Source organism: Bifidobacterium sp. KRGSERBCFTRI (genome assembly GCF_025908335.1).
Map to the genome: position 1 here is coordinate 979,357 of NZ_CP109653.1, position 21,014 is coordinate 1,000,370.

Annotated in this window: 17 protein-coding genes and 1 tRNA gene; 14 read left to right on the plus strand and 4 right to left on the minus strand. The window is 60.5% G+C overall.

The window, feature by feature from the left end; genetic code table 11:
- The first annotated feature begins 66 nt into the window (after positions 1–66).
- The 10 genes from OGI63_RS04120 to OGI63_RS04165 all read left to right on the plus strand — a co-directional run bounded on the left by OGI63_RS04120 (position 67) and on the right by OGI63_RS04165 (position 12,632).
- Positions 67–1,656, plus strand: a complete 1,590-nt coding sequence (locus OGI63_RS04120; RefSeq protein ID WP_004268788.1) for an AI-2E family transporter — start codon at positions 67–69, stop codon at positions 1,654–1,656.
- Positions 1,656–2,942: a glycosyltransferase family 2 protein gene (locus OGI63_RS04125; protein WP_004268789.1), complete on the plus strand. Its 1,287-nt coding sequence runs from the start codon at positions 1,656–1,658 to the stop codon at positions 2,940–2,942. The genes OGI63_RS04120 and OGI63_RS04125 overlap by 1 nt, the downstream gene beginning before the upstream one ends.
- A 210-nt stretch (positions 2,943–3,152) precedes the next feature.
- On the plus strand, positions 3,153–4,025 hold the full coding sequence (locus OGI63_RS04130) for an ABC transporter ATP-binding protein (RefSeq protein WP_004268790.1): 873 nt from the start codon (positions 3,153–3,155) through the stop codon (positions 4,023–4,025).
- Positions 4,026–4,045: 20 nt separating this feature from the next.
- The gene (locus tag OGI63_RS04135) at positions 4,046–5,743 is read left to right on the plus strand and encodes a hypothetical protein (RefSeq protein WP_004268791.1); all 1,698 of its coding nucleotides are present in this window, start codon (positions 4,046–4,048) and stop codon (positions 5,741–5,743) included.
- Between the two features lie 191 nt (positions 5,744–5,934).
- Positions 5,935–7,245, plus strand: coding sequence for a D-alanyl-D-alanine carboxypeptidase/D-alanyl-D-alanine-endopeptidase (dacB, locus tag OGI63_RS04140; RefSeq protein ID WP_004268792.1), 1,311 nt, complete (start codon positions 5,935–5,937; stop codon positions 7,243–7,245).
- Between the two features lie 44 nt (positions 7,246–7,289).
- Positions 7,290–8,438: a tRNA lysidine(34) synthetase TilS gene (gene tilS, locus OGI63_RS04145; RefSeq protein ID WP_012619734.1), complete on the plus strand. Its 1,149-nt coding sequence runs from the start codon at positions 7,290–7,292 to the stop codon at positions 8,436–8,438.
- Complete coding sequence (hpt, locus tag OGI63_RS04150) at positions 8,407–8,970, plus strand: hypoxanthine phosphoribosyltransferase (RefSeq protein ID WP_004268795.1); 564 nt, start codon at positions 8,407–8,409, stop codon at positions 8,968–8,970. Before tilS ends, hpt begins: the two co-directional genes overlap by 32 nt.
- Positions 8,967–11,063 (plus strand): ATP-dependent zinc metalloprotease FtsH, encoded by a 2,097-nt coding sequence (gene ftsH, locus OGI63_RS04155; protein ID WP_004268796.1) that lies wholly within the window; start codon positions 8,967–8,969, stop codon positions 11,061–11,063. Before hpt ends, ftsH begins: the two co-directional genes overlap by 4 nt.
- An 85-nt stretch (positions 11,064–11,148) precedes the next feature.
- The gene (locus tag OGI63_RS04160; RefSeq protein WP_012754415.1) at positions 11,149–12,018 is read left to right on the plus strand and encodes a hypothetical protein; all 870 of its coding nucleotides are present in this window, start codon (positions 11,149–11,151) and stop codon (positions 12,016–12,018) included.
- Positions 12,015–12,632, plus strand: a complete 618-nt coding sequence (locus OGI63_RS04165; RefSeq protein ID WP_004268802.1) for a DUF3180 domain-containing protein — start codon at positions 12,015–12,017, stop codon at positions 12,630–12,632. Before OGI63_RS04160 ends, OGI63_RS04165 begins: the two co-directional genes overlap by 4 nt.
- A 66-nt stretch (positions 12,633–12,698) precedes the next feature.
- Here the strand turns inward: OGI63_RS04165 and OGI63_RS04170 are convergent, their stop codons facing one another.
- Positions 12,699–13,604, minus strand: a complete 906-nt coding sequence (locus OGI63_RS04170) for an acyl-CoA thioesterase (protein ID WP_004268804.1) — start codon at positions 13,602–13,604, stop codon at positions 12,699–12,701.
- A gap of 237 nt (positions 13,605–13,841) precedes the next feature.
- Positions 13,842–15,518 (minus strand): energy-dependent translational throttle protein EttA, encoded by a 1,677-nt coding sequence (gene ettA / locus OGI63_RS04175; RefSeq protein WP_004268806.1) that lies wholly within the window; start codon positions 15,516–15,518, stop codon positions 13,842–13,844.
- Positions 15,519–15,685: 167 nt separating this feature from the next.
- Between ettA and OGI63_RS04180 the strand changes: the two genes are divergently transcribed.
- The gene (locus tag OGI63_RS04180; RefSeq protein WP_004268808.1) at positions 15,686–16,114 is read left to right on the plus strand and encodes a peptide deformylase; all 429 of its coding nucleotides are present in this window, start codon (positions 15,686–15,688) and stop codon (positions 16,112–16,114) included.
- 31 nt (positions 16,115–16,145) lie between these two features.
- On the opposite strand, the gene OGI63_RS04185 is transcribed toward OGI63_RS04180, so the two are convergent.
- A complete protein-coding gene (locus OGI63_RS04185; protein WP_004268811.1) occupies positions 16,146–17,432 on the minus strand; it encodes an O-acetylhomoserine aminocarboxypropyltransferase/cysteine synthase family protein in 1,287 nt (428 codons plus the stop codon).
- A gap of 287 nt (positions 17,433–17,719) precedes the next feature.
- On the opposite strand from OGI63_RS04185, the gene OGI63_RS04190 reads away from it, so the two are divergent.
- The 3 genes from OGI63_RS04190 (at position 17,720) to OGI63_RS04200 (ending at position 19,702) form a co-directional block, all read left to right on the plus strand.
- Positions 17,720–18,352: an ECF transporter S component gene (locus OGI63_RS04190; protein ID WP_004268812.1), complete on the plus strand. Its 633-nt coding sequence runs from the start codon at positions 17,720–17,722 to the stop codon at positions 18,350–18,352.
- A gap of 281 nt (positions 18,353–18,633) precedes the next feature.
- A complete protein-coding gene (locus OGI63_RS04195) occupies positions 18,634–19,542 on the plus strand; it encodes a hypothetical protein (protein ID WP_004268815.1) in 909 nt (302 codons plus the stop codon).
- A gap of 86 nt (positions 19,543–19,628) precedes the next feature.
- A tRNA-Ile gene (locus OGI63_RS04200) sits at positions 19,629–19,702 on the plus strand.
- 77 nt (positions 19,703–19,779) lie between these two features.
- Here OGI63_RS04200 and OGI63_RS04205 read toward each other — a convergent pair.
- Positions 19,780–20,685 (minus strand): hypothetical protein, encoded by a 906-nt coding sequence (locus OGI63_RS04205; protein WP_012619737.1) that lies wholly within the window; start codon positions 20,683–20,685, stop codon positions 19,780–19,782.
- Positions 20,686–21,014: the final 329 nt, after the last annotated feature.

The following is a 21,014-nucleotide window of genomic DNA, read 5'->3' on the forward strand; positions in this document are numbered from 1 at the left end:
GGTGCGGGCTGACGGGTCGTGATTTCGCCCTGAACGTTGAGTATGCGGACTATTACAATATTGCGCATGAGCGAGGAAAGCAAGCGGAAACTGGACGTGGCATCGCTGTTCCCATCAAAGGGCGATCCCAGGAGGCCGCCGGAGTGGTATGGCCGCGCGTTGTTCTATGCCGTGATAGCCGTCTACCTCGGTTGGTTTGTATTCACGTCGTACGGCAAGATCACGTACATCGTGTTCGACATCGTGATCGCGTTGTTCCTGGCTCTGGCGGTGGAGCCGTTGGTCATTCGACTGATCAGGCACGGTTGGAAGCGTGGCGTTGCGTCGGTGACCTGCCTGGCGGGTCTGTTGGTCATCGTGATCGTGCTCATGGCGCTATTCGGCAACATGTTCGTGCAGCAGATGATCTCCATGGTCAAGGGACTGCCCGATCTATACAACCAGTTCGCCGCCTTCGTGGACGCGAAAACCCATTTCAAGCTGCCCGAGATGAACGATCTTGGCGGCGAGATCATGAAGAACATCAAGGGATCGTGGGTCACCGATTTCGCCGGTCAGGCGGTGAGCACCACGATGGGGGTGCTTGGGCAGATACTGAATCTGACGACAGCGCTCATGGTGGCGTTCTACATCTCGATCGCCGGCCCGAAGCTGCGCCGGAGCGTGTGCCAGTGGATCGCTCCGAGATCTCAGCGCCGCTTCCTCATGGTGTGGACCGTGGTGCAGGATCAGATTTCCGGGTTCCTGTTCTCGCGTTCCATCCTCGCCGCGATCAATGCGGCCTGCATGTCGGTGTTCCTGATGATCATCAAGGTGCCGTACTGGCTGCCTCTGGCTTTGTTCTGCGGCATTGTCTCGCAGTTCGTCCCGACTCTTGGAACCTATATCGGTGGCGCATTGCCGGTGCTGTTCGCCTGGGGTGAGCGCGGAATCGGTTACGCCATTGGCGTCGTCGTGTTCATCACCGTGTACCAGCAGATCGAGAATCTGGTGCTTTCTCCGAAGATCTCGGAACGTACGATGGATCTGAACCCCTGCATCGCATTCCTCACCGTCCTGTTCTTCGGCTCGATATTCGGTGCTGCCGGCGCCTTCCTCGCATTGCCGATCACCGCCAGCATCCAGGTGCTGCTCAAGGTGGCCATGAAACGGTATCCGCTGGTCGACATGCCGTTGATGAGCGATCCGGAGCCGAACAAGAAGTCGAAGATGGTGGAGGCTGCGGATGCGATCAACGAACATGTGATCAAACCGGTCAGCGACCATATGCCACGACAGGCCAAGGGTTCCAGCGCGCATGTTTCCTTCGACGACGACCATATTCAGTATCTGCGTGAGCAGATGTACGGCAGTGACCGCGAAGACGACGCTGCGAGCGGACATGCCCACTCTGAATCGGAGGAATCACCGACCATGGCGATTCCGAAGCACTTGCTCGAACGTCATGCAGGCGAAGGACTCCAACACAAGCCACGCAGGGGAGTTCCCGGCAAGGGCGAGTCGCAAAATGAGGTCGATATCGTTCGCAAGACCGATACCGCCGAATCTTCGACTCCGGTAGAATCTGAGCGGACGGATTCGGATGGCGCAAAGCCTTCCGCCGCCGCCACAACAACCGGAACCAAACCAAAGAACCCTAGGAGCCAGTGGAGCTGATGGCAATACTCGACGTTCTCGATCTGCTTCTCGTCATTGTGGGTGGTGTGAGCATCGCCTACCAGGGATTCTGCATTCTCGTTTCCCTATTCGCCAAGCCGGTCACATTCCCGGCCGCCCCGATGGACAAGCGGTACGCGGTGCTCATCTCCGCGCGAAACGAGGAACAGGTGGTGGGTAACCTCATTCGTGACATCCAATCGCAGAGCTATCCCAGCAAGCTCATCGACATCTGGCTCGTGGCCGACAACTGCGACGATGGTACGGCGCAACTCGCCCGCGACCTCGGCTGCCATGTGGTGGAACGGTTCAACCAACAGCAGGTGGGCAAGGGCTATGCACTGACGTACCTGCTCAACGCGATGATCGATTCGAAGGCCTCCGACCAATACGATGCGTTCTTCGTGTTCGATGCCGACAACCGCCTCGACAAGCATTACTTCGAGGAGATGAACAAGGCCTACCAATCCGGTTTCCGCATTCTGACGAGCTACCGCAATTCGGTGAACCTTTCGGAGAACTGGGTGAGCTCCGGTTCGGCATTGTGGTTCATTCGCGAATCCAGATTCGTGAGCGCCTCGCGCATGTGGCTCGGTAACAGCTGCCATGTGGGTGGCACCGGATTCATGTTCTCGCAGGAGGTGATGCGCCGCAATCAGGGGTGGAAGTTCCACCTGCTCACCGAAGACCTCGAGTTCACGATGGACTCTGTGCTGCATGGTGACCGCATCGGGTACGTGGGCTCGGCGATCCTCTACGATGAGCAGCCGGTCACCTTCGCACAGAGCTGGCGTCAGCGGCTGCGCTGGAGCAAGGGGTTCCTGCAGGTGTTCCGCTATTATGGCCCGGCGCTCGTTCGCCGTGCGATCCAGGAACGCGATTTTTCATCCATCGATCTGACGCTGTTCATCTGCCCGTTCACGGTGCTTGCAATCATTCGCGTCCTGCTCGGCACCATCTTCGCCGCCTGCGGGTTCATCTCATGGTCGAGCCAGGGCGCCGCGTTGTTCAATTGGATGCTCGGCGTCGTTTCGTCGATGGTGTTCATGATGGTGCTGGCGGGGCTCACGATGGTGGTGGAACGCAAGCAGATTGGCGCTTCGAACCGTGAGTTGTTCGCCTATGCGCTGAGCTTCCCGATTTACATTCTGAGTTATGTGCCGATTTCGTTCCAGGCCGTGTTCGCCAAGGCGCAGTGGAAGCCGATCGAGCATCAGGGCTCCTCGGGGGCCGAGGATCCGCGTATTCGGGAGCAGGACCGCGAGGAACGCGCCATGGCCAGCTGAGTAGCCTGAGCATTCGGTTTGAACCGGTAGATCATATTTCACCCGATTCCACCAACAGACTGAAATAGACAGATAGTCTAAATATGTCCATCTCGTGAGATGGTCCGATATGGACTGTCTAGATTCTGATTAGGTGGAGAAAGAAACCGTTCGTGAGTTCATTTGTGAATGTAATTGCCGCGAACGGCTGATTCTTGATATAGGTGAAATATGACACAGATTATGCAACAGCCAATTGCCGCTCCTGGTCCGGTGCCGGCCGACCCGTCCATGGCGGTCTCCATTCGGGGTCTGTATAGGCGGTATGACGACAAAGTGGCTGTCAATGGCCTCTCGCTCGACATCCCGACTGGTTCGTTCTATGGACTGGTGGGGCCGAACGGCGCGGGCAAGACCACGACGATCAACATGATGACCGGAATGCTCAAGCCCGATGCGGGCATGGTGCTCGTTCTGGGCAAGGATGTCTGGCACGATGTCAACGCCGTCAAGCGTGAGATCGGCCTCATGCCGCAGCCAGACCAGATTTTCGACAGATTGACGGGCCGCCAGTTGCTCGTCTATTCCGGTATGCTGCGCAGCATGCCGCGTGCCGAGGCCCTGGAGCGGTCCAACGACCTCATGCACGCATTCGACCTGCTCGATGCGGCCGACAAACCGGTGTTCGACTATTCGGCCGGCATGACGAAGAAGATCTGTCTGGCCACTGCGATGATCCATAGTCCACGCGTGTTGGTGCTCGATGAACCCTTCGAGGCGGTGGATCCGGTGTCAAGCTCGAATATCCGCGACATTCTCTCCGCATACGTCTCCACCGGGGGCACTGTGATCATTTCGTCGCATGTGATGTCGATGGTGGAGCGCATGTGCACGCATGTGGCCGTGATCAACAAAGGGCAGGTGGTCGCCGCTGGAACCGTGGATCAGGTCGCCGGTGGTGAGGATCTCGATGAGCGCTTCCTGCAACTGGTGGGCGGCCGCCATGACACCATGCATCTCGACTGGCTCAATGGAGGTGTGCATGCGGCTGACGAGGCCGTCTCCGTGCCACAGGATGACCATCAGAACGGTGGTCAGGCATGAGTGCGACGCAGACACCTCCGATGGAAGCGCCGAGAGACGCGCAGGTCACTCCGATGAATCGAGATGCCGGAGGCGAGCGACCCAACATTGTCACGACAATGGTGCGGTTGCGCTGGTCGCTGATGTTCGCCGCCATGCGCAAAAGTCCCTGGCAGGTCGTGGGATATGTGCTGGCGCTCCTCATGGCGCTTGGCATCGTGGTTGGGGCGGGCCTCGCCGCATTCGCGCTGACCGGCGGCGCGGTGGAATGGAATGAGGCGGCGTTCGCCGTGCTGCGGGTGGTCATGGTGAATGCCGGCACGGTGGGCATCATCTTCGCCGCACTCATTCAGCTGCTGCTCATCGGGGAATCGTCCACCATGAGCGCGCAGAAGTTCTCGTTGTTCGGCATTGGAGACCGCACGCTCACCGCCGGACTCTACCTTTCGGCATTCACCGGTCTGCCGGCCACCTGCGCATTCCTGTCGCTGCTGTGCGCCTCGCGCCTCTACGTGGGGTACGGCACGGGCGCCGTGCTGGGAGGCGTGCTGAGTGCCGCACTCACCGTCATGGTGGCCATGTGCTTCAGCAAGGCGGCACTGTCGTTGGCCTCACAGCTCACCCGCACCGAGCGCGGCAAGAACACGCTGTACATTCTGGTGACGCTGCTCGTCGTGGTTGCGGCACAACTGCCGAACATCTACGTCAACACGCATACCGAGGAAGACTTCTCGGCGATTGACGTGAATGGGCTCGTTCGCTTGACCGACGTTGTGGGCTGGCTGCCGTTCGGGTGGAGTCTGGGGTTGCCGTTCGACGCCGCCCGTGGCAATGCCGCCGCGTGCATTGCGCGGGTGGCGCTCGCCCTCGTGTTCTGTGCCCTGTGCTTCGCCGCATCGGTGTGGTGCATTCGTCGCGAACGACTACAGGGCGAACCGCAGAGCAACGTGCGTAGGGAACGTTCGATCGGTGCGTTCAACTGGATGCCGGATTCGGCAAGCGGGGCGATTTCCGCGCGCCTGTTCATCTCGCTCAAGCGCGACCCCCGCCAGGCCATGCAGTATGTGCTGCCCGTGTTGTTCATAGTGATTTTCGCGCTGCAATCCCATGGCGAGTCGATGGTGGTGTGGCAGTGCTTCCTGTGGATGGGACTCATGATGCTCATCGGCGAAAGCAACGGGATCGCCTATGACGGCCGCGCCTACGCGATGGAGCAGATTGCCGGCGTGCCCGGCAGAGTGGACCGCTGGGGGCGCACCCGTGTCTACCTGGCCTACTTGGCGATCTTCTATGTGCTGTGCGCGTTGCTCACCTACGCGCTTACCGGCGATTGGCGCACTCCGGCCGGTGTCATGCGTGGCATCACCTGCACGGTGGTCGGCTTCGGCGTAGTGCTCATCTCGTTGGGTAGCGCCGAGTTCTTCTCCACGTTCCTCATGTACCCAGTGCCGTCGATCAGGAAACCGTTCTCATCACCGCAAGGACGCGCCATGGCTCAGGGTCTTTTCCCCTTTGCCTTCATGCTCGCCACCTGTGTGATGGCGCTGCCCACGGGCATTGTGGCCATTGTGCTCGCAGCCACCGGTCACTGGGGCATGAATTGGGTGCTCATGCCGGTCTCGCTTGCCAACGGCGTGCTCTTCCTGTGGCTCGGGGTATGGCTTGGCGGTAAGATTCTTGATGCACGGGGCCTGAAGGTGCTGGCCACGCTCGACAACTTCGCCTCGTTGCAGCAATAGCTTCATCTCGGCGATTGACGGAAGGCGCATGGGCAGGAAACAAACAGCAGGAAGGCATGCCACGAACGGCACGCGTCGCATACGGGCCCGTCGCGCACTCACCGTGGCCATCACCGCCCTCGTCACCTTGGGGTGCTGCGGTGCCTACGTGTGGGCCGACATCGCCGACAAGGCACCTGGAATCCTCACCAATGCCGCCGTGCAACCGCATATTGCCGAGCCGCAGGGGGCATCTGCTCACAGCCGATGCCCCTTTCATTGCCAATGCCGACACCTCGCGTGCCATCGATGCCGGGGAGGCGGCGAAGCTCATCGACGCACTCCGCGCGAAGAACGGGGTGGGACCAGACGTCTCGGCAATCATCATGCAGGCCGACGGCACCGTGGTGGCCGATCATGCGGCGGATGTGGCGCGCGAACCGGCCTCCACAATGAAGACGCTGACATCGCTGGCCGCGGCCTCGGTGCTCGACATGGGAGACACACTGCCAACCCAGACATTCCTATTGCAGGCCGAACAGGGCACCGACACCGTGGTGATCAAAGGCAATGGCGACATGCTGCTCGGTGCCGGCGACAGCGACCCGGACCATGTGAACGGGCGGGCCGGGTTGCTCACGCTGGCCAAGAACACGGCCCATGCCCTCAAGCAACGGGGGGTCACGAAGGTGAACCTGCAATACGATGATTCGTTGTTCGGTGCCGATCGCACGCCAACGGGCATCGAGGCCAACAACCCCGATTCGCTCTATTACACGCCTGTCTCCTCAATGGCCATTGATGGTGGTCGCCAATGGAACGGTGCGAATCCAAGAAACCCGGACGTGTTCGAGTCATACCCGGCGCTTTCGCAGAACACCGCAGCTGATGTCACTGCCATCTTCCGGAACCTGTTGGGCGCCCAAGGCATCACGATTGTGAATGCCGAGCCCACGCAGACCACGGTGAGCGCTGATCGCACGCCGATAGCCGAAGTGGAGTCCGCGCCGCTCGCCATGGTCATGGCCTTCATGTTGCGGCATTCGGACAACACACTCGCCGAGGAGTTTGGCAGGCTGCTGGCGTTGTCCACCAAGCAGGAGAACTCGCCGGCCGGTGCCACCGCCGCGGTGAGAAACGAACTGCGCACGCTCGGCATAGACCTGACCGGGCTGCAGATGGCTGACTGCTCGGGTCTCACTCCTGGGTCGAGACTCACCGCGAACACGCTCGCCCAAGTGCAGGCCCGCAATCTGGATGTCGGGGGAGCGGTGGCCGCGGCAGAGGGACTTTCCATTCCGGGTCTCGTCGGTACGGCAGCCAATCGTCTGGCCTCGACACAGGCCGCCGGTCTGACGCGTGTGAAAACCGGGAGCCTGCAGGAAGTCTCGTCGATGACGGGCAATGTATCGCGGGAACAAGGCGGTGTGGCCGCATTCGCGGTGATCGTGAACAATCCCGAAGACTTCGAGGCCACGCGCACCGCCATCAACGAATTCGTGGCGGGGCTGGCGGCCCTGTAATCCGGGGAATCTGGTCGGGAACAGGAGATGGTGAAAGGGCATCCATGGCATACTCTGCAGCTATGAAGGCGGCGATCGGCGAGATGCGCGATGTGCTCAAAGCCCATGGTCTGGGCCAGCAATCCAAGGAATTCTCGGCACATGGCGAACACAAGCCACATGACGATGCCCCGTTCGTCTTCGTCGCATGCTCTGGCGGCCGGGATTCATTGGCGCTGGCCGCATGCGCACAGGTGGTGTGCGCCGCATGGGGCATTCGTTGCGGCGCGATCATAGTCGACCATCATCTGCAGGACGCGTCCCATAAGGTGGCGCAACAGACTGCCCAGACGTGCAGGGATCTCGGTCTGGAGCCGGTGCTCATTGTGGACGTGCAGGTGAAGGAACGCGGGCAGGGCATCGAGGCGGCCGCACGCGAGGCGCGATATGCGGCGCTGGTCGGCACCGCACGGCGATGGCATGCGACTGCGGTTCTGCTCGCCCACACCAAGGATGACCAGGCGGAGAGCATACTCATCGATCTGATCCGTGCCGCCGGAACCGATGCGTTCGCCGGCATGCCGCAAACCCAGCTGTTCGACGATGTGCTGGTATTGCGCCCTCTGCTCGGCATCACGCGCGCGCAGACGACGCGAATCTGCGAAGACGAAGGACTGGAATACTGGGATGACCCCACCAACGGCGATGCGGTGCCATTAGAGACCGCGTTGCCGGCAAGCTATCCGCTGCGCTCGCGCGTGCGGCACGACCTCATGCCATACCTGAGCGCATTCGCCGGATGCGACATGGTGGATCGATTGGCCAGAACAGCGCGGATTGCGCGCCGTGATGTCGAAGCGCTCAATCAAGAGGCCGAGCGTGCGCTTGCGCAGACGGTGGAATTCGAAGGGAATATGCGCGATCTGCAGGCAGATCGTCTCGCCGATGACAAGCTCGGTGCGAACATCGACGCGCGCGCGTTGGAACGGTGGCCCGAGGCGATACGCTACCGTGTGATCGCCCGGACCTTGGCTGCGTGCGGTCTAGCATATGCATCACGGCATGTGGCGGCGGTGGACAAGCTCGTCTCGCAGTGGCACGGACAGGGCAAGGTCGCGCTTCCCAGTAAATATTCAGCAAAACGTAAGGCTCACGTCATTCGCATATGCGAAGATATTACGCATGCGAATCGTCGATGTGCAAAACGAAATTGATCATGAGCTGATCACTCATGACGAGATCATGAAGAGAATCCAGGAAGCCGCGGACCAGGTCAGCGAGGATTACAAACACACGCTGCCGCTGCTCGTATGCGTGCTCAAAGGCGCGGCGAACACGATGACCGCGTTCGCGCAGGCCATGTCGATCCAGGTGGAACTCGACTACATGAGCCTGTCATCGTACGGTGCGGGCACTTCATCGAGCGGCACGATCACGGTGCGCCAGGATCTGAGCCGCGATGTGCGCGGCCGGGACGTGATCATCGTGGAAGACATCATCGATTCCGGACGCACGCTCGACTGGCTGGTGAATGAGCTGAAGTCGCGTGGAGCGAAATCGGTCGAGATTTTCGCGCTTCTCGAAAAACCGGCTCGACGCGTGATCGATGTTGATGTGAAATATAAGGGATTCGAGATTCCAGACGAATTCGTGGTCGGATTCGGCCTTGACTATGACGAGCGATACAGAAACCTCGACAGCATTGCCGTGCTGAAGCCCGAGGTGTATGAAGGAGCTGTGCAATGACCTACCCCAATCAGCCGGGGAACAATTCAGGCGGCCGCAACAACAGGCCGAACCCGTTTAACCCATTCGGCGACAATTCCAACAAGCCGCGCAACAACGGCGGCCCCAACGGGAACAACAACGCCCCCAGGTCGTTCTGGCAGCGCCCGTGGCTCTACATCGTGCTCATTGTGCTGATCCTGTTCTTCATTTTCCAGGCCTTCCTCGGAAACAACACGCAGACGATCAACACGCAGGATGGCATGAACATCCTCAACAGTCAGGCCAGCGACGTGGAGTCGGCCACCATAGTCGACAACACGCAGCAGGTGCAGTTGAAGCTCAAGAACGACTTCAAGAAGAACGACCCGCAGACGGGGCGTGAGCGCAATTACGGCAAAGACGTGCAGTTCTACTACACCACCGCCCAGCAGGCGCAGGTGGTGCGTGCCGTGGAGAAGGCTAACCCGTCGCAGGGCTGGACCGCCACGATGCACAGCACGAGCATGTGGACCTACTTGCTGAGCTCGGTGGTGCCCTTCCTCATTTTCTTCGCGCTCATCTGGTTCCTGATGAGCCGTATGAGCAGCTCGGCGGGCGGCATGCTCGGCATGGGCGGCAAGAAGAGCGCCAAGCTCGCCGACGGCCAGATTCCGAAGACGAAGTTCTCCGACGTCGCGGGCGAAGAAGCTGCCGTACAGGAGGTCGAGGAGATCAAGGACTTCCTCAAGGACCCGGCCAAGTACAAGGCGCTGGGCGCCCGCATCCCGCGCGGTGTGCTGCTGTACGGCCCTCCCGGCACCGGCAAGACGCTGCTCGCACGCGCCATTGCAGGCGAGGCCGGCGTGCCGTTCTACGCCATGGCGGGTTCCGACTTCGTCGAGATGTTCGTGGGCCTTGGCGCCTCGCGCGTACGTGACCTGTTCGACGAGGCGAAGAAGAATGCCCCGGCTATCATCTTCATCGACGAGATCGACGCCGTAGGCCGCAAGCGCGGCTCCGGCATGGGCGGAGGCCACGACGAGCGCGAGCAGACGCTCAACCAGCTGCTTGTCGAAATGGACGGCTTCGACAACGACACCCATCTGATCATCATCGCCGCCACGAACCGCCCCGACGTGCTCGACCCGGCATTGCTGCGCCCGGGCCGTTTCGACCGTCAGGTGGCCGTGGAGGCACCGGATTTGGAAGGCCGCGAGGAGATTCTGAAGGTTCATGCCAAGGGCAAGCCCTTCGTGCCCGACATCGACCTGCATTCGGTGGCTGTGCGCACACCCGGTTTCACTGGTGCGGATCTGGCCAACGTGCTCAACGAGGCGGCGCTGCTGTGCGCTCGAGTGGGTGCCCAGCTCATCGACAACCGTGCCATCGACGAGGCCATCGACCGTGTGATGAGTGGTCCTCGCCGCCGTTCGCGCGGCATGGCGCTCGACGAACTGCGCAACACCGCGTACCACGAGGGTGGCCACGCGCTGGTCGCCGCCGCCCTGCACAACACCGACCCGGTGACGAAGGTGACGATTCTGCCGCGTGGCCGTGCCTTGGGCTACACAGCCGTGATGCCAACTGAAGACCGTTATTCGCAGTCCCGCAACGAGCTGCTCGACCAGATGGCCTATGCGATGGGCGGCCGTACCGCCGAGGAGATCGTGTTCCACGACCCGACCACCGGTGCATCCAACGACATCGAGAAGGCGACGCAGATCGCACGTCAGATGGTGGGCCTGTATGGCCTCTCCTCCCAGCTCGGCGCCGTTAAGTGGCTCGATTCGAACGACGACCAGGGTCTTGACGGTCTGCGCCCGCGCGAGTATTCGGACGCCACCGCCGAGATGATCGACGAGGAGGTGCTCAAGCTCATCGAGACCGCCCACACCGAGGCCTGGCAGATCCTCACCGAGAACCGCGAGGTGCTCGACGAACTGGTCAGCCGCCTTCTCGTCAAGCAGACGCTCAACGAGAAGGAACTCAAGGAGATCTTCGCCAATCTGAAGATGGCTCCGAAACGCAAGGTGTGGTTGAGCAACCCGAACCGCCCGGATTCGGACAAGCCGCCAGTGGCTATTCCGGAAGCGTTGAAGAAGTCCGCCGGACTGCCTCAGCAGGAGTTCTAACGAAAACCCGGAAGGTCTGGAGCGCATAGCCCAGGCCTTCCTCGCATATGCGCCCATGCGAACAGGGAAGAGGAGGGCGAGGAATATGACAACCGTGGACTGCAGCGGCATCGACCTGGGCAGCAACGAGGACGACATGCATGTGTGGACGGCGGACGTCAGTTGGGTCATCGACGACGACCAGCTGGTGGATGCCGAGGATCTGGCCGCACATGTGGCGGCCATCGGGCAGATGATGCTCGGCGTGCCCGTCGAACAGCTTGCCGAGCGCATCGCGGCGCAGCTGGCGAACCAATCGGTGTTCCGCTCCGTCACTGTCACCGTGCACATGCATTGGAAGGCCCCATTGCGCACCTTCGAACAGCTCAGTGCAACGGTCACCGCAAACCGGCAATCCTCGGCCAACCCATCTGCTGCCGCTGCGAATACCGGGGGCGAGGAATCTGCAAGCACGCATGATGGGGCATTGCCGGTCGACCCGTCATACCGCGATGCCGTCATTTCTTTGCATAGTGCCGCGCTGAATGCCGAGCAGCTGTTCCGTGAGGTCATCGTCACACTCGACAGTATGCCGGGCAACCAAGTGGACGGCATCTCCCCACTGTATTTCGTGGGCTCCCTCAACGGGACCGACGGCCATGCCGCCGTGATTAAACTCAGCACCGCAATGGGAGTGCGTCAGCTGAATCAGGTGCTCGATGCGCTGCACACCACACACGAGGGAGCCGTGCAGCTGTCGGTTGTGGCCACAGGCAAAGTGGGGGATGAATCACTGCATGCACCGAAAGGTGCGGCGGATCATCATCTCGGCGCTGCCGTGCTTGAGCCATGGGCTGCCATGGATCCCAATGCCAGCTATAACGGAGACCCACTGGCGTATCTGCTGGCAATGGCGCCCGACAGCGCACAGGTGGGCGTCGAATCCGAACGGTGGGTCATGGGAGGCGGCCGATGAAAGCACGCAGAACTCCATGGTGGTGGTATGTGATCGCCATGCTCGTCGGTCTACTTGCCGGCATGGGCATCTCGCATCTTGAGGAGACGCGCGGGCTGGGATTGGCCGGCATCCCGTACCTCGCCAGCGCGGTGATGGTCGTTGTCGGCTTCATTGTGCTCTATCTGGCGTGGCAGGTGCACAAATACACGACCACCGATCCGAAGAAACGTGCGCAGCTCAAGCCCATGGATTCGGAGCGCTGTGTGAACACGCTCATCGTGTCCAAGGCGCTCGCCATTGCCGGAGCATTGCTCGCCGGCTGGTATGGCGGCCAGATCGTCATGCTGTACGATCGTTTTGAGGCACCGTTCTTCAGACATATCGTCATCGAATGCATTATTGCGGTGATTGCGAGCGTCATCGACATGGTGCTCGGCATCATCAGCGAAGGACTATGCCAGCTGCCGCCGAACATGGGACCGGAGCATCCGAAGGTCGTGCGCAAACGCCGTGAGGAGCGGTTGGCGAGGTTCACTAACAGGGCGTCTGGCTTGCCGATGCAGGCCGCAGGGCATCATGCCGGCAATAACGGGGCCGATGAGAGCGACAAGTGGGAGAAGCCCTGCAATTAGTTGGCATATCGACTGAGACGTCCGTGCTCTCTCGACTGACAGACAGGCACACAATCCGGCAGAGGGTCAGTCTGTCTGCGGGACGCGAATCATCGCCTCCTGCACCATGCACGCCACGAGATCGCCCTCCTGGGAGTACACCTTTGCCGAAGACAGCCCGCGGCCATGGGCGGCAGTCGGCGTGTCCTGCACATACAGATGCCACTTCGTCACGTCGATGTCGCGATACCACCACATCGAATGGTCTATCGATGCGAAGGAAATGCCCGGCGTGAGCAGTGTGAGACCGGCACGACGCAGAATGGGCTCGAGCATCACTTGATCGCAGCCGAGTGCGAGCAACGCGCGGTGGAAGGTCTGCGAGACCTCGATCTCACCCATGGCACGCATCCACAGCATCTGCTTGCCGGTGTCGAGTCTGTGGCTCTCCTCATCGGGGCCGAGCACAATCGGCGAGGAGATGTAGCGAATGTCGAATGGCGACGTCGTGGCGTAGTACTTCGCGTAGTCGGACTGATCCGCATACGGCTTCATGAGATCCACCGAGCTGGGCAGTGACTCTGGGTCCGGAACATCGGCCGGCATGGGGTCGAAATACTCGACACCTGGCTGGTCCTTCGTCTGGAAACTCGCAATGGCCGTCAGAATCGAGCCCTGCGACTGCGTCACATTCACACGGCGCGCGGAGAAGGAGTGCCCGTCGCGCAGATTCTCCACATCGAACAGCAGATCCTGGTGAATGTCGCCCGGGGCGATGAAATACCCGTGGATCGAATGGGGGAGACGGTCTTCCGGCACCGTCTTCGATGCGGCGATGAGCGACTGCGAGATCACCTGGCCGCCGTATACGCGACCGGTGGGGAAGTACATGCTCTCGCCGTTGATATAGGTATGGTCACGATATTGCGACGGCTCGCCCAGTTTGAGCACGTCGACGATTCGTTGGAGCGGGGTCTTGGTATCGCTTGCCATGTTCTGCCTTCTCGCATGCCATGCAGCCATGCACGTGTTGCATGCAACACGTGGGTAATCTGCTGTTCTATGTCAATGTGAGTAATCTACATGGCGCGTGTTAAGAACGGGCAAAAGAATGTTACGAAAAGCGTGATACCCGTATGCGGCCAGACGCAATGCCCCGCAAGGACGAACGGGAAGGCCGACGGCCTCCCCGTTCATCCGTGTGCGACAATGCGCGTGCAGATTCCGCTGCTAGCGCGTGAGCTTGCGGTGCAAGCGGTGCGGGCGTGCGGCCTCCTCGCCCAGACGGGCGATCTTGTTCTCCTGGTAGGCCTGGAAATTGCCCTCGAACCAGTACCAATTGGCCGGATGCTCGTCGTCGCCCTCCCACGCCAGGATGTGCGTGGCGATGCGGTCGAGGAACCAGCGGTCATGGGAGATCACCACGGCGCAGCCCGGGAACTCGATGAGCGCGTTCTCGAGCGACTCCAACGTCTCGACATCGAGGTCGTTCGTAGGCTCGTCGAGCAGCAGCAGATTGCCGCCCTGCTTCAACGTGAGCGCAAGGTTCAGTCGGTTGCGCTCGCCGCCGGAGAGCACGCCGGTGAGCTTCTGCTGGTCGGATCCCTTGAAGCCGAAGCTGGCCACATAGGCGCGGGTGGGCACCTCGACGCCGCCGACCTCGATGAAATCGTTGCCGTCGGAGACCGCCTCCCACAGGTTCTTGTTCGGGTCGAGTCCGGCGCGGTTCTGGTCGACGTAGCTGATCTTGACGGTGTCGCCGATCTTGAGATCGCCGCCCGACAGCGGTTCGAGGCCCACGATCGTCTTGAACAGCGTGGACTTGCCCACGCCGTTCGGGCCGATCACACCCACGATGCCATTGCGCGGCAACGTGAAGCTCAGGTCGTCGATGAGCACGCGGTCGCCGAAGGCCTTGTGAATGTGCTCGGCCTCGAGCACGGTGGAGCCCAGGCGAGGTCCCGGCGGAATCTGAATCTCGGAGAAGTCGAGCTTCTTGGAGTTGCGTGCCTCCTGCTCCATCTGGTCGTAGCGCTCAAGACGGGCCTTGTTCTTGGCCTGACGAGCCTTCGGTGAGGACCTCACCCATTCGAGCTCGTTCTTGAGGCGCTTGGCGAGCTTGGCGTCCTTGGCGCCCTGGATCTCCATACGCTTGGCCTTCGTCTCCAAATAGGTGGAGTAGTTGCCCTTGTACGGGTAGAGCTGGCCGCGGTCCACCTCGCAGATCCATTCGGCCACATTGTCCATGAAGTAACGGTCGTGGGTCACGGCGATCACGGCACCGGGGTACTGGTGCAGGAACTTTTCGAGCCACAGAATCGATTCGGCGTCCAAGTGGTTGGTGGGCTCGTCGAGCAGCAGCAGGTCGGGGGCCTCAAGCAGCAGCTTGCACAGCGCCACACGACGGCGCTCGCCACCGGAGCACACCGACACCGGGGTGTCCGGATCCGGGCACTGCAGCGCGTCCATGGCCTGTTCGAGCTGCGAGTCGAGATCCCAGCCGTTCGCCGCGTCGATCTCGGTCTGCAGCTTGCCCATCTCCTCCATGAGGGAGTCGAAGTCGGCATCCGGATTCGCCATCTCCTCGCCGATCTCATTGAAGCGCGCGACCTTGGCAGCCACATCGCCGAATGCCATCTTGATGTTCTCGCCCACGGTCTTGTCTTCATCCAGAGGGGGTTCCTGCTGCAGGATGCCCACCGTGTAGCCGGGGGTGAGCTGTGCCTCGCCGTTACTCACCGTGTCGAGACCGGCCATGATCTTGAGCAGTGTGGATTTGCCCATGCCGTTCGGGCCCACGACGCCGATCTTGGCGCCCGGTAGGAAACTCAGCGTGACGTTGTCGAGGATCACGCGATCTCCGTACGCCTTGCGGGCGTTGATCATCTGATAAATGAATTCTGCCAACTTGATTCCGTTCTAGTAACGCATGCGATGTGCATCGCAGAGTCTTACGCAAATGCACGACCATTATTCCAAAAGAGGTCTACAGCGCAAACACCGCGCAAGGCATTGATATTCCGAACCGCAGCCAATCTGCGCACAATCGTTCAAACACCAGATATACTGGGCGAATGCAGCGAACGATTGTCACCGATACCAGCTTTCTCTCACGTCCCAGCGACCCCGCCGACCCAGCCGACCCGCTCGACGCCGCCATTGCGCAGGATCTGAAGGAGACGCTCGCCGCGCACCGCGAAGAATGCGTGGGCATGGCGGCGAACATGATAGGCGAGCCGAAGCGCGTGATCGCCTTCGTCGACGAAGGCCTGGGCAGCGCGATCACTGTCATGTTCAACCCGCAGATCACTGCCGCCGACGGTGAATACGACGCCTGTGAAGGCTGCCTCTCGCTGCATGGCGAGCGCCACACACCACGTTTCCGCCGCATCGAGGTCGATTACACGACACGCAAGGGACGCGCTCGCCACGCCACCTTCACCGACTGGACCGCGCAGATCATCCAGCACGAGATCGATCACTGCAACGGCGTGCTCATCTGAATCCGAGATCTGCACATTTACGCAGCGCCGCTCACTCGCCGAAGACGGCGTCGAGCGCTTGTCGAAGGTCGGCAATGATGTCGTCCGGATTCTCGATGCCGCAGCTCAGCCGCACCAGATCCACGCCCACGCCGGCCTCCTCGAGCTGCTCCTCGGTGAGCTGACGATGCGTGGTGCCGGCAGGGTAGAGCGTGCAGCTGCGCGCGTCGGCCACATGCGTGGCGATGGAGATCATCTTCAGATGGTCGAGGAAGGCGGAGACCTTCTCACGGCCGCCGGGCACGCCGAATGAGATGACGCCGCACGTGCCGTTCGGCATGTACTTCTCGGCCAGGGCATGGTAGCGGTCTGTGGGCAGCTCCGGGCAACTCACCCAGGAGATGCGCGGATCGTCTTCGAGGAATTGCGCAACCGCGCGGGCGTTCGCGCAATGGCGTTCCATGCGCACGCCCAGTGATTCGAGGTGCATGCCCATGATCCACGAGTTGATCGGCGCCGGCGTGGAGCCGAAGTCGCGCATGAGCTGGGCGGTCGCCTTCGTGATGAATGCGGCCTTGCCGAAGTCCTTCGCATACACGACGCCATGGTAGGAGTCGTCCGGCGTGCACAGCCCGGGGAATTTGGCGGAGTGGGCGAGCCAGTCGAAATTGCCGGAGTCCACAATCGCGCCGCCCACGCATGAACCGTGGCCGTCCATGTACTTCGTCGTGGCATGGGTGACGATGTCGACGCCGTATTCGAACGGACGGCAGTTGATCGGCGTGGGGAACGTGTTGTCCACGATGAGCGGCACGCCGTGGCTGTGCGCGGCCTTCGCGAACTTGTCGAAGTCAAGCACGATGAGCGCCGGGTTCGAGATCGACTCGCCGAACACCGCCTTCGTGTTCGGCTGGAATGCCGCCTCGAGCTCCTCCGGGGAACAGTCCGGGTTCACGAAGGTGCAGGTGATGCCCATCTTGCGCATCGTCACGTTGATGAGGTTGAAGGTGCCACCGTAGATCGCGCTCGATGCGACGATGTGATCGCCTTCGTTGCATATGTTGAACAATGCGAAGAAATTCGCCGCCTGTCCGCTTGACGTGAGCATGGCCGCCACACCGCCCTCCATCTCGCAGATCTTCGCCGCAACCGTGTCGTTCGTGGGGTTCTGCAGGCGCGTGTAGAAGTAGCCGGTCTCCGACAGATCGAACAGGCGGCTCATCTGTTCGCTCGATGTGTATTTGAACGTCGTCGCCTGAATGATCGGCGGTGTGCGTGATTCGCCGTTGCCCGGCTGGTAGCCGCCCTGTACGCAGATGGTATCCACGTGCTCGCCCATGCGTGCTCTCCTGTCTCCTTGAAGCCACCTGGCCGCCATGCCTTCGACGTAGGCGGCCGCCCTCTCACTGGGGTTGACAACAATCTAGCCGGTTCGCGCGTGTCGCCGCCGTGTCGTTCATCTATGTGGACACTCGTCCACGCAGGTGGATTCCACGTGGTGCCATCGCGCTTGCCGAAATATGGGATGCAATTTAAGATGATTGAGGCGCATCCGTCCGAGTCGCGCAGGTCAAGACGCGCCATATTCCGATTCTGTGTGCGACCATGTATGTAATAAGGAGCCATATGTCTACCGGCATCACCCAATCACCCCGTCCATCCTCTTCCCGATTCCGCTGGACGCCGGCGGACATTGCCCTTGGCGCTGCGCTGGGTGTGGGCTGCGGACTCGTCTTCTGGGGTTTCAACTTCGCCTACACCCCGATTTCATCGGTGCTTGGCTCCATTCTGCCTGGCATTGCGAGTGTTCTGCACGCCGTGTGGTATTTCTCCGGCACGCTCGCCGTGCTCATCCTGCGCAAACCGGGTGCTGCGGTGTATGTGAATGTGGTCGGCAGTGCGGTTGAAATGCTGCTTGGAAACAACTTCGCATTTGGATTCGTATTCATCTCAGCGATTCTGCAGGGCGTTTTCGCCGAGATCCCGTTCGCTGCGACCCGATACCGCGTGTTCAATCTGCCCATGGCCGTGCTCTCCGGTCTGTGCACCGCGCTGGAATACGGCTTCTACTTGCTGTTCTTCCGCTATCAGGGTGTCGCATTGCTCAGCCCGCGTGGCATTGTGCACATGATCAGCGAGCTGGTGGGCGGTGCGCTCATCGCCGGTGTGTTCAGTTGGCTTCTATTCGTCGCTGTGGCCAAGACCGGGGCTCTCGACCACTTCGCTTCCGGCCGCGCGGTGCACGTGCGTGAAGAGTAAACGAGGATTGCATTCCGTGCCTCCTCGCCGATTGTGGACGCTTTGCGACAGTCAGCCGCCCCATGGGGCGGCTGCTTTGTTTTTGGCGGAAGCTTCTGTAGAATGCTTGACATATATCCGATGCGGTGCTCATGTTGTTCGAAATGCGGGCAGAACGTTCTTCAATGGGAGATGGACGGATACCTTGTGAACTGTTCAGCTCGTAGCGAATCCGTGTGATTGGCATCGGTGCATCTGGCAAGCAGTACCGGTCCGAGACGTGGGGCGATGAGGAAGTAACTGTGGACGATAAGACGATCATGTATGCAGGCAATGAGGCCGGTTCTCAAACCGAACTCATCAATCCCAACGAAATCGCGGCAATGGGACGCCGACCTCCGACATCGCACCGACGGCAGCCGGACGACGATGATCGTGGATTCTACAGGCGGCTTGCCGTCACCTGTGTGAGCATACTCGCGGTGCTCGCCGTGCTCATTGCGGTCATTTTCGGCATAGGACGCCACCGTCAATCCATAATCGCTGCGAAACGTACGGAATGCGAGCGCTCGCTCGTCGGGCTCGACGACAAGGTGGTGGCGTACCAAGACCTCGTGGGTGGCGACGGTGAACTGGCGAGCAAGATCGCCGATGTCGACGTCAAAGACATGACGGTCGTCAAGCAGCTTGATATTGAGATGGCCAGCGAATCCCCGGCGACGGTGAACTGCGATGTGAGCAGTGTGGAGGAATTTGAGAACCGCATTGCGCAGGCGAAGGCATCGTCCCAATGGTACGACGAGCACACCGCTTCGCTGAGAAGCGCCATTCAGGCAGTCAATGAGTCAAGGCACGCCAAGCAGGCGGAGGACGCCCATGCCTCACTCGAGGAGGTGCTCCGTAATGCCGACAACATTCTCACCTCCGCACAGGGTCATGTGACGGATGAAGCAGTGTGGGACGACCTCTCCAAGCTCATTGGCGAGGCGCGGAACCGCAGCGGAGAAACCGATATGGGCAGGATCGGCACGCTCATGGACGATCTCAACGCCAGAATGGATGCCGTGGAGCGTTCGAACCGAGAGAATCTGCGGCAGGAGGAACAGGCGCGTGCGGAGGCCGAACGCAAGGCTCAGGAGGCGGAGCAGAAGCGCAAGGAGGCCGAGGCCAAGGCGAAGGCGGAGGAGGAAAAGAACAAGGACAAGCACTGAATGGGCCGTGCCGCATGTCGTTCTGCCACGGCGGTCTTGGGTGCTTTGGTAGACTATTGGACTTGTGGTGGTTCCGCACCGCACATGGGGCCTTAGCTCAGTCGGTTAGAGCATCGGACTCATAATCCGCCGGTCCAGGGTTCAAGCCCCTGAGGCCCCACATGGTACAAGGCCGTCTCCTTCGGGAGGCGGCCCTTTGCGTGCATCCGTTGCTCGGTTCGGAGTTCGCGGCGTTGGTCAGGACTCCTCGGCACCTAGTGTGCCATCCTCCGGCTCATCGATGTCAACCCAGATATCCGAATCTGGTTGGAACGCATAGGGGCCCGTATTCCGCGGGTCGGCGTCGTAGGCACGCTTGTCGCGCACGAAGGAGATGTGGCGCAATGCCATGAATTTCATGAGGCAATCCTCCATTTGGGAAAGATCGTCCTCCAAGCGGTCGAGTTCGTCGGTCGGCATGAGATTGATACTCGAATTGCTCCATGTCGTGCAGTTGCGCATCGAATACTTCACTTTGCGTACATGGTCCTGGTAGATTTCCTCCACGATCGCGTGCGCCTCGAGCTCGGGCGTCGAGTCCGCGGAAGCCTGCGCTCGCATATGTGCGGTTTCGTCGAGCGACATGCCGAACAGCGCATTGCACCAACCGCGTAGGGTCTGCAGATCCACGTCAAGCCGTGCCATTGCCTGCTCCTCGGTGCAGGTAGGTGGAGGGGGCGTCAGATTGTCGGCATCGCGCGAACGGCGTACCTCGTGCTCACGTTGTGCGCGATCCACGTTGCCGGGGCGCTCCGGCGAGCCATAGAACCATACGGGTCGTCCGCGCAGAATGCGCTGAAGGGTGCGCGAAGGGGTGGAGATGTCGGGTGTGATGCGAATGGAATCGGCTGGGTCGGTGAAATCGAGAATGTCGGCGAGCCTGAGTTTGGCGTCGCTGATCTGGTTCAGCACGCACAATATGACGAGCGTGAGACGAATGCCCGCAGTCGCCTGGCCCTTTTCAATCACATTGAGCGTGCGGTCGCCCCAATTCATGCCGTATGAGTGCGCGCATCTCAGGAACGAATCGGCGTCGATGCCATACAATTCTCGATATCGGTGAAGAAAATCCCCTAATACTTCGCTAATCTGTCTATCGGCCATACGAGGTACATTAGGCGATACAGACGGCGTTCATAATACATTTTGGGTTTTGTTCTCGGCGTGCAGACAGAATACGTGTAGGTAAATATTCTACAATATACTCAGGGAAGATAATAATATTTTATATTCAGACCCCCACTTACCTAAATTAATTCTATTGGATTGCCGGTGCGCGTAGATGAGTATGCCGGAAGGATAACCGATCGGAATAAACCGTGACGTGCTCGTATTGTGGGTCTTGGTGGACGAAAGCCCACTTGCGGGCGCCATAGCGGCGCGCGCAAACATAGCCGGTTCACCGCTTGCGTATGCGTTTGCGTATGTGAGTG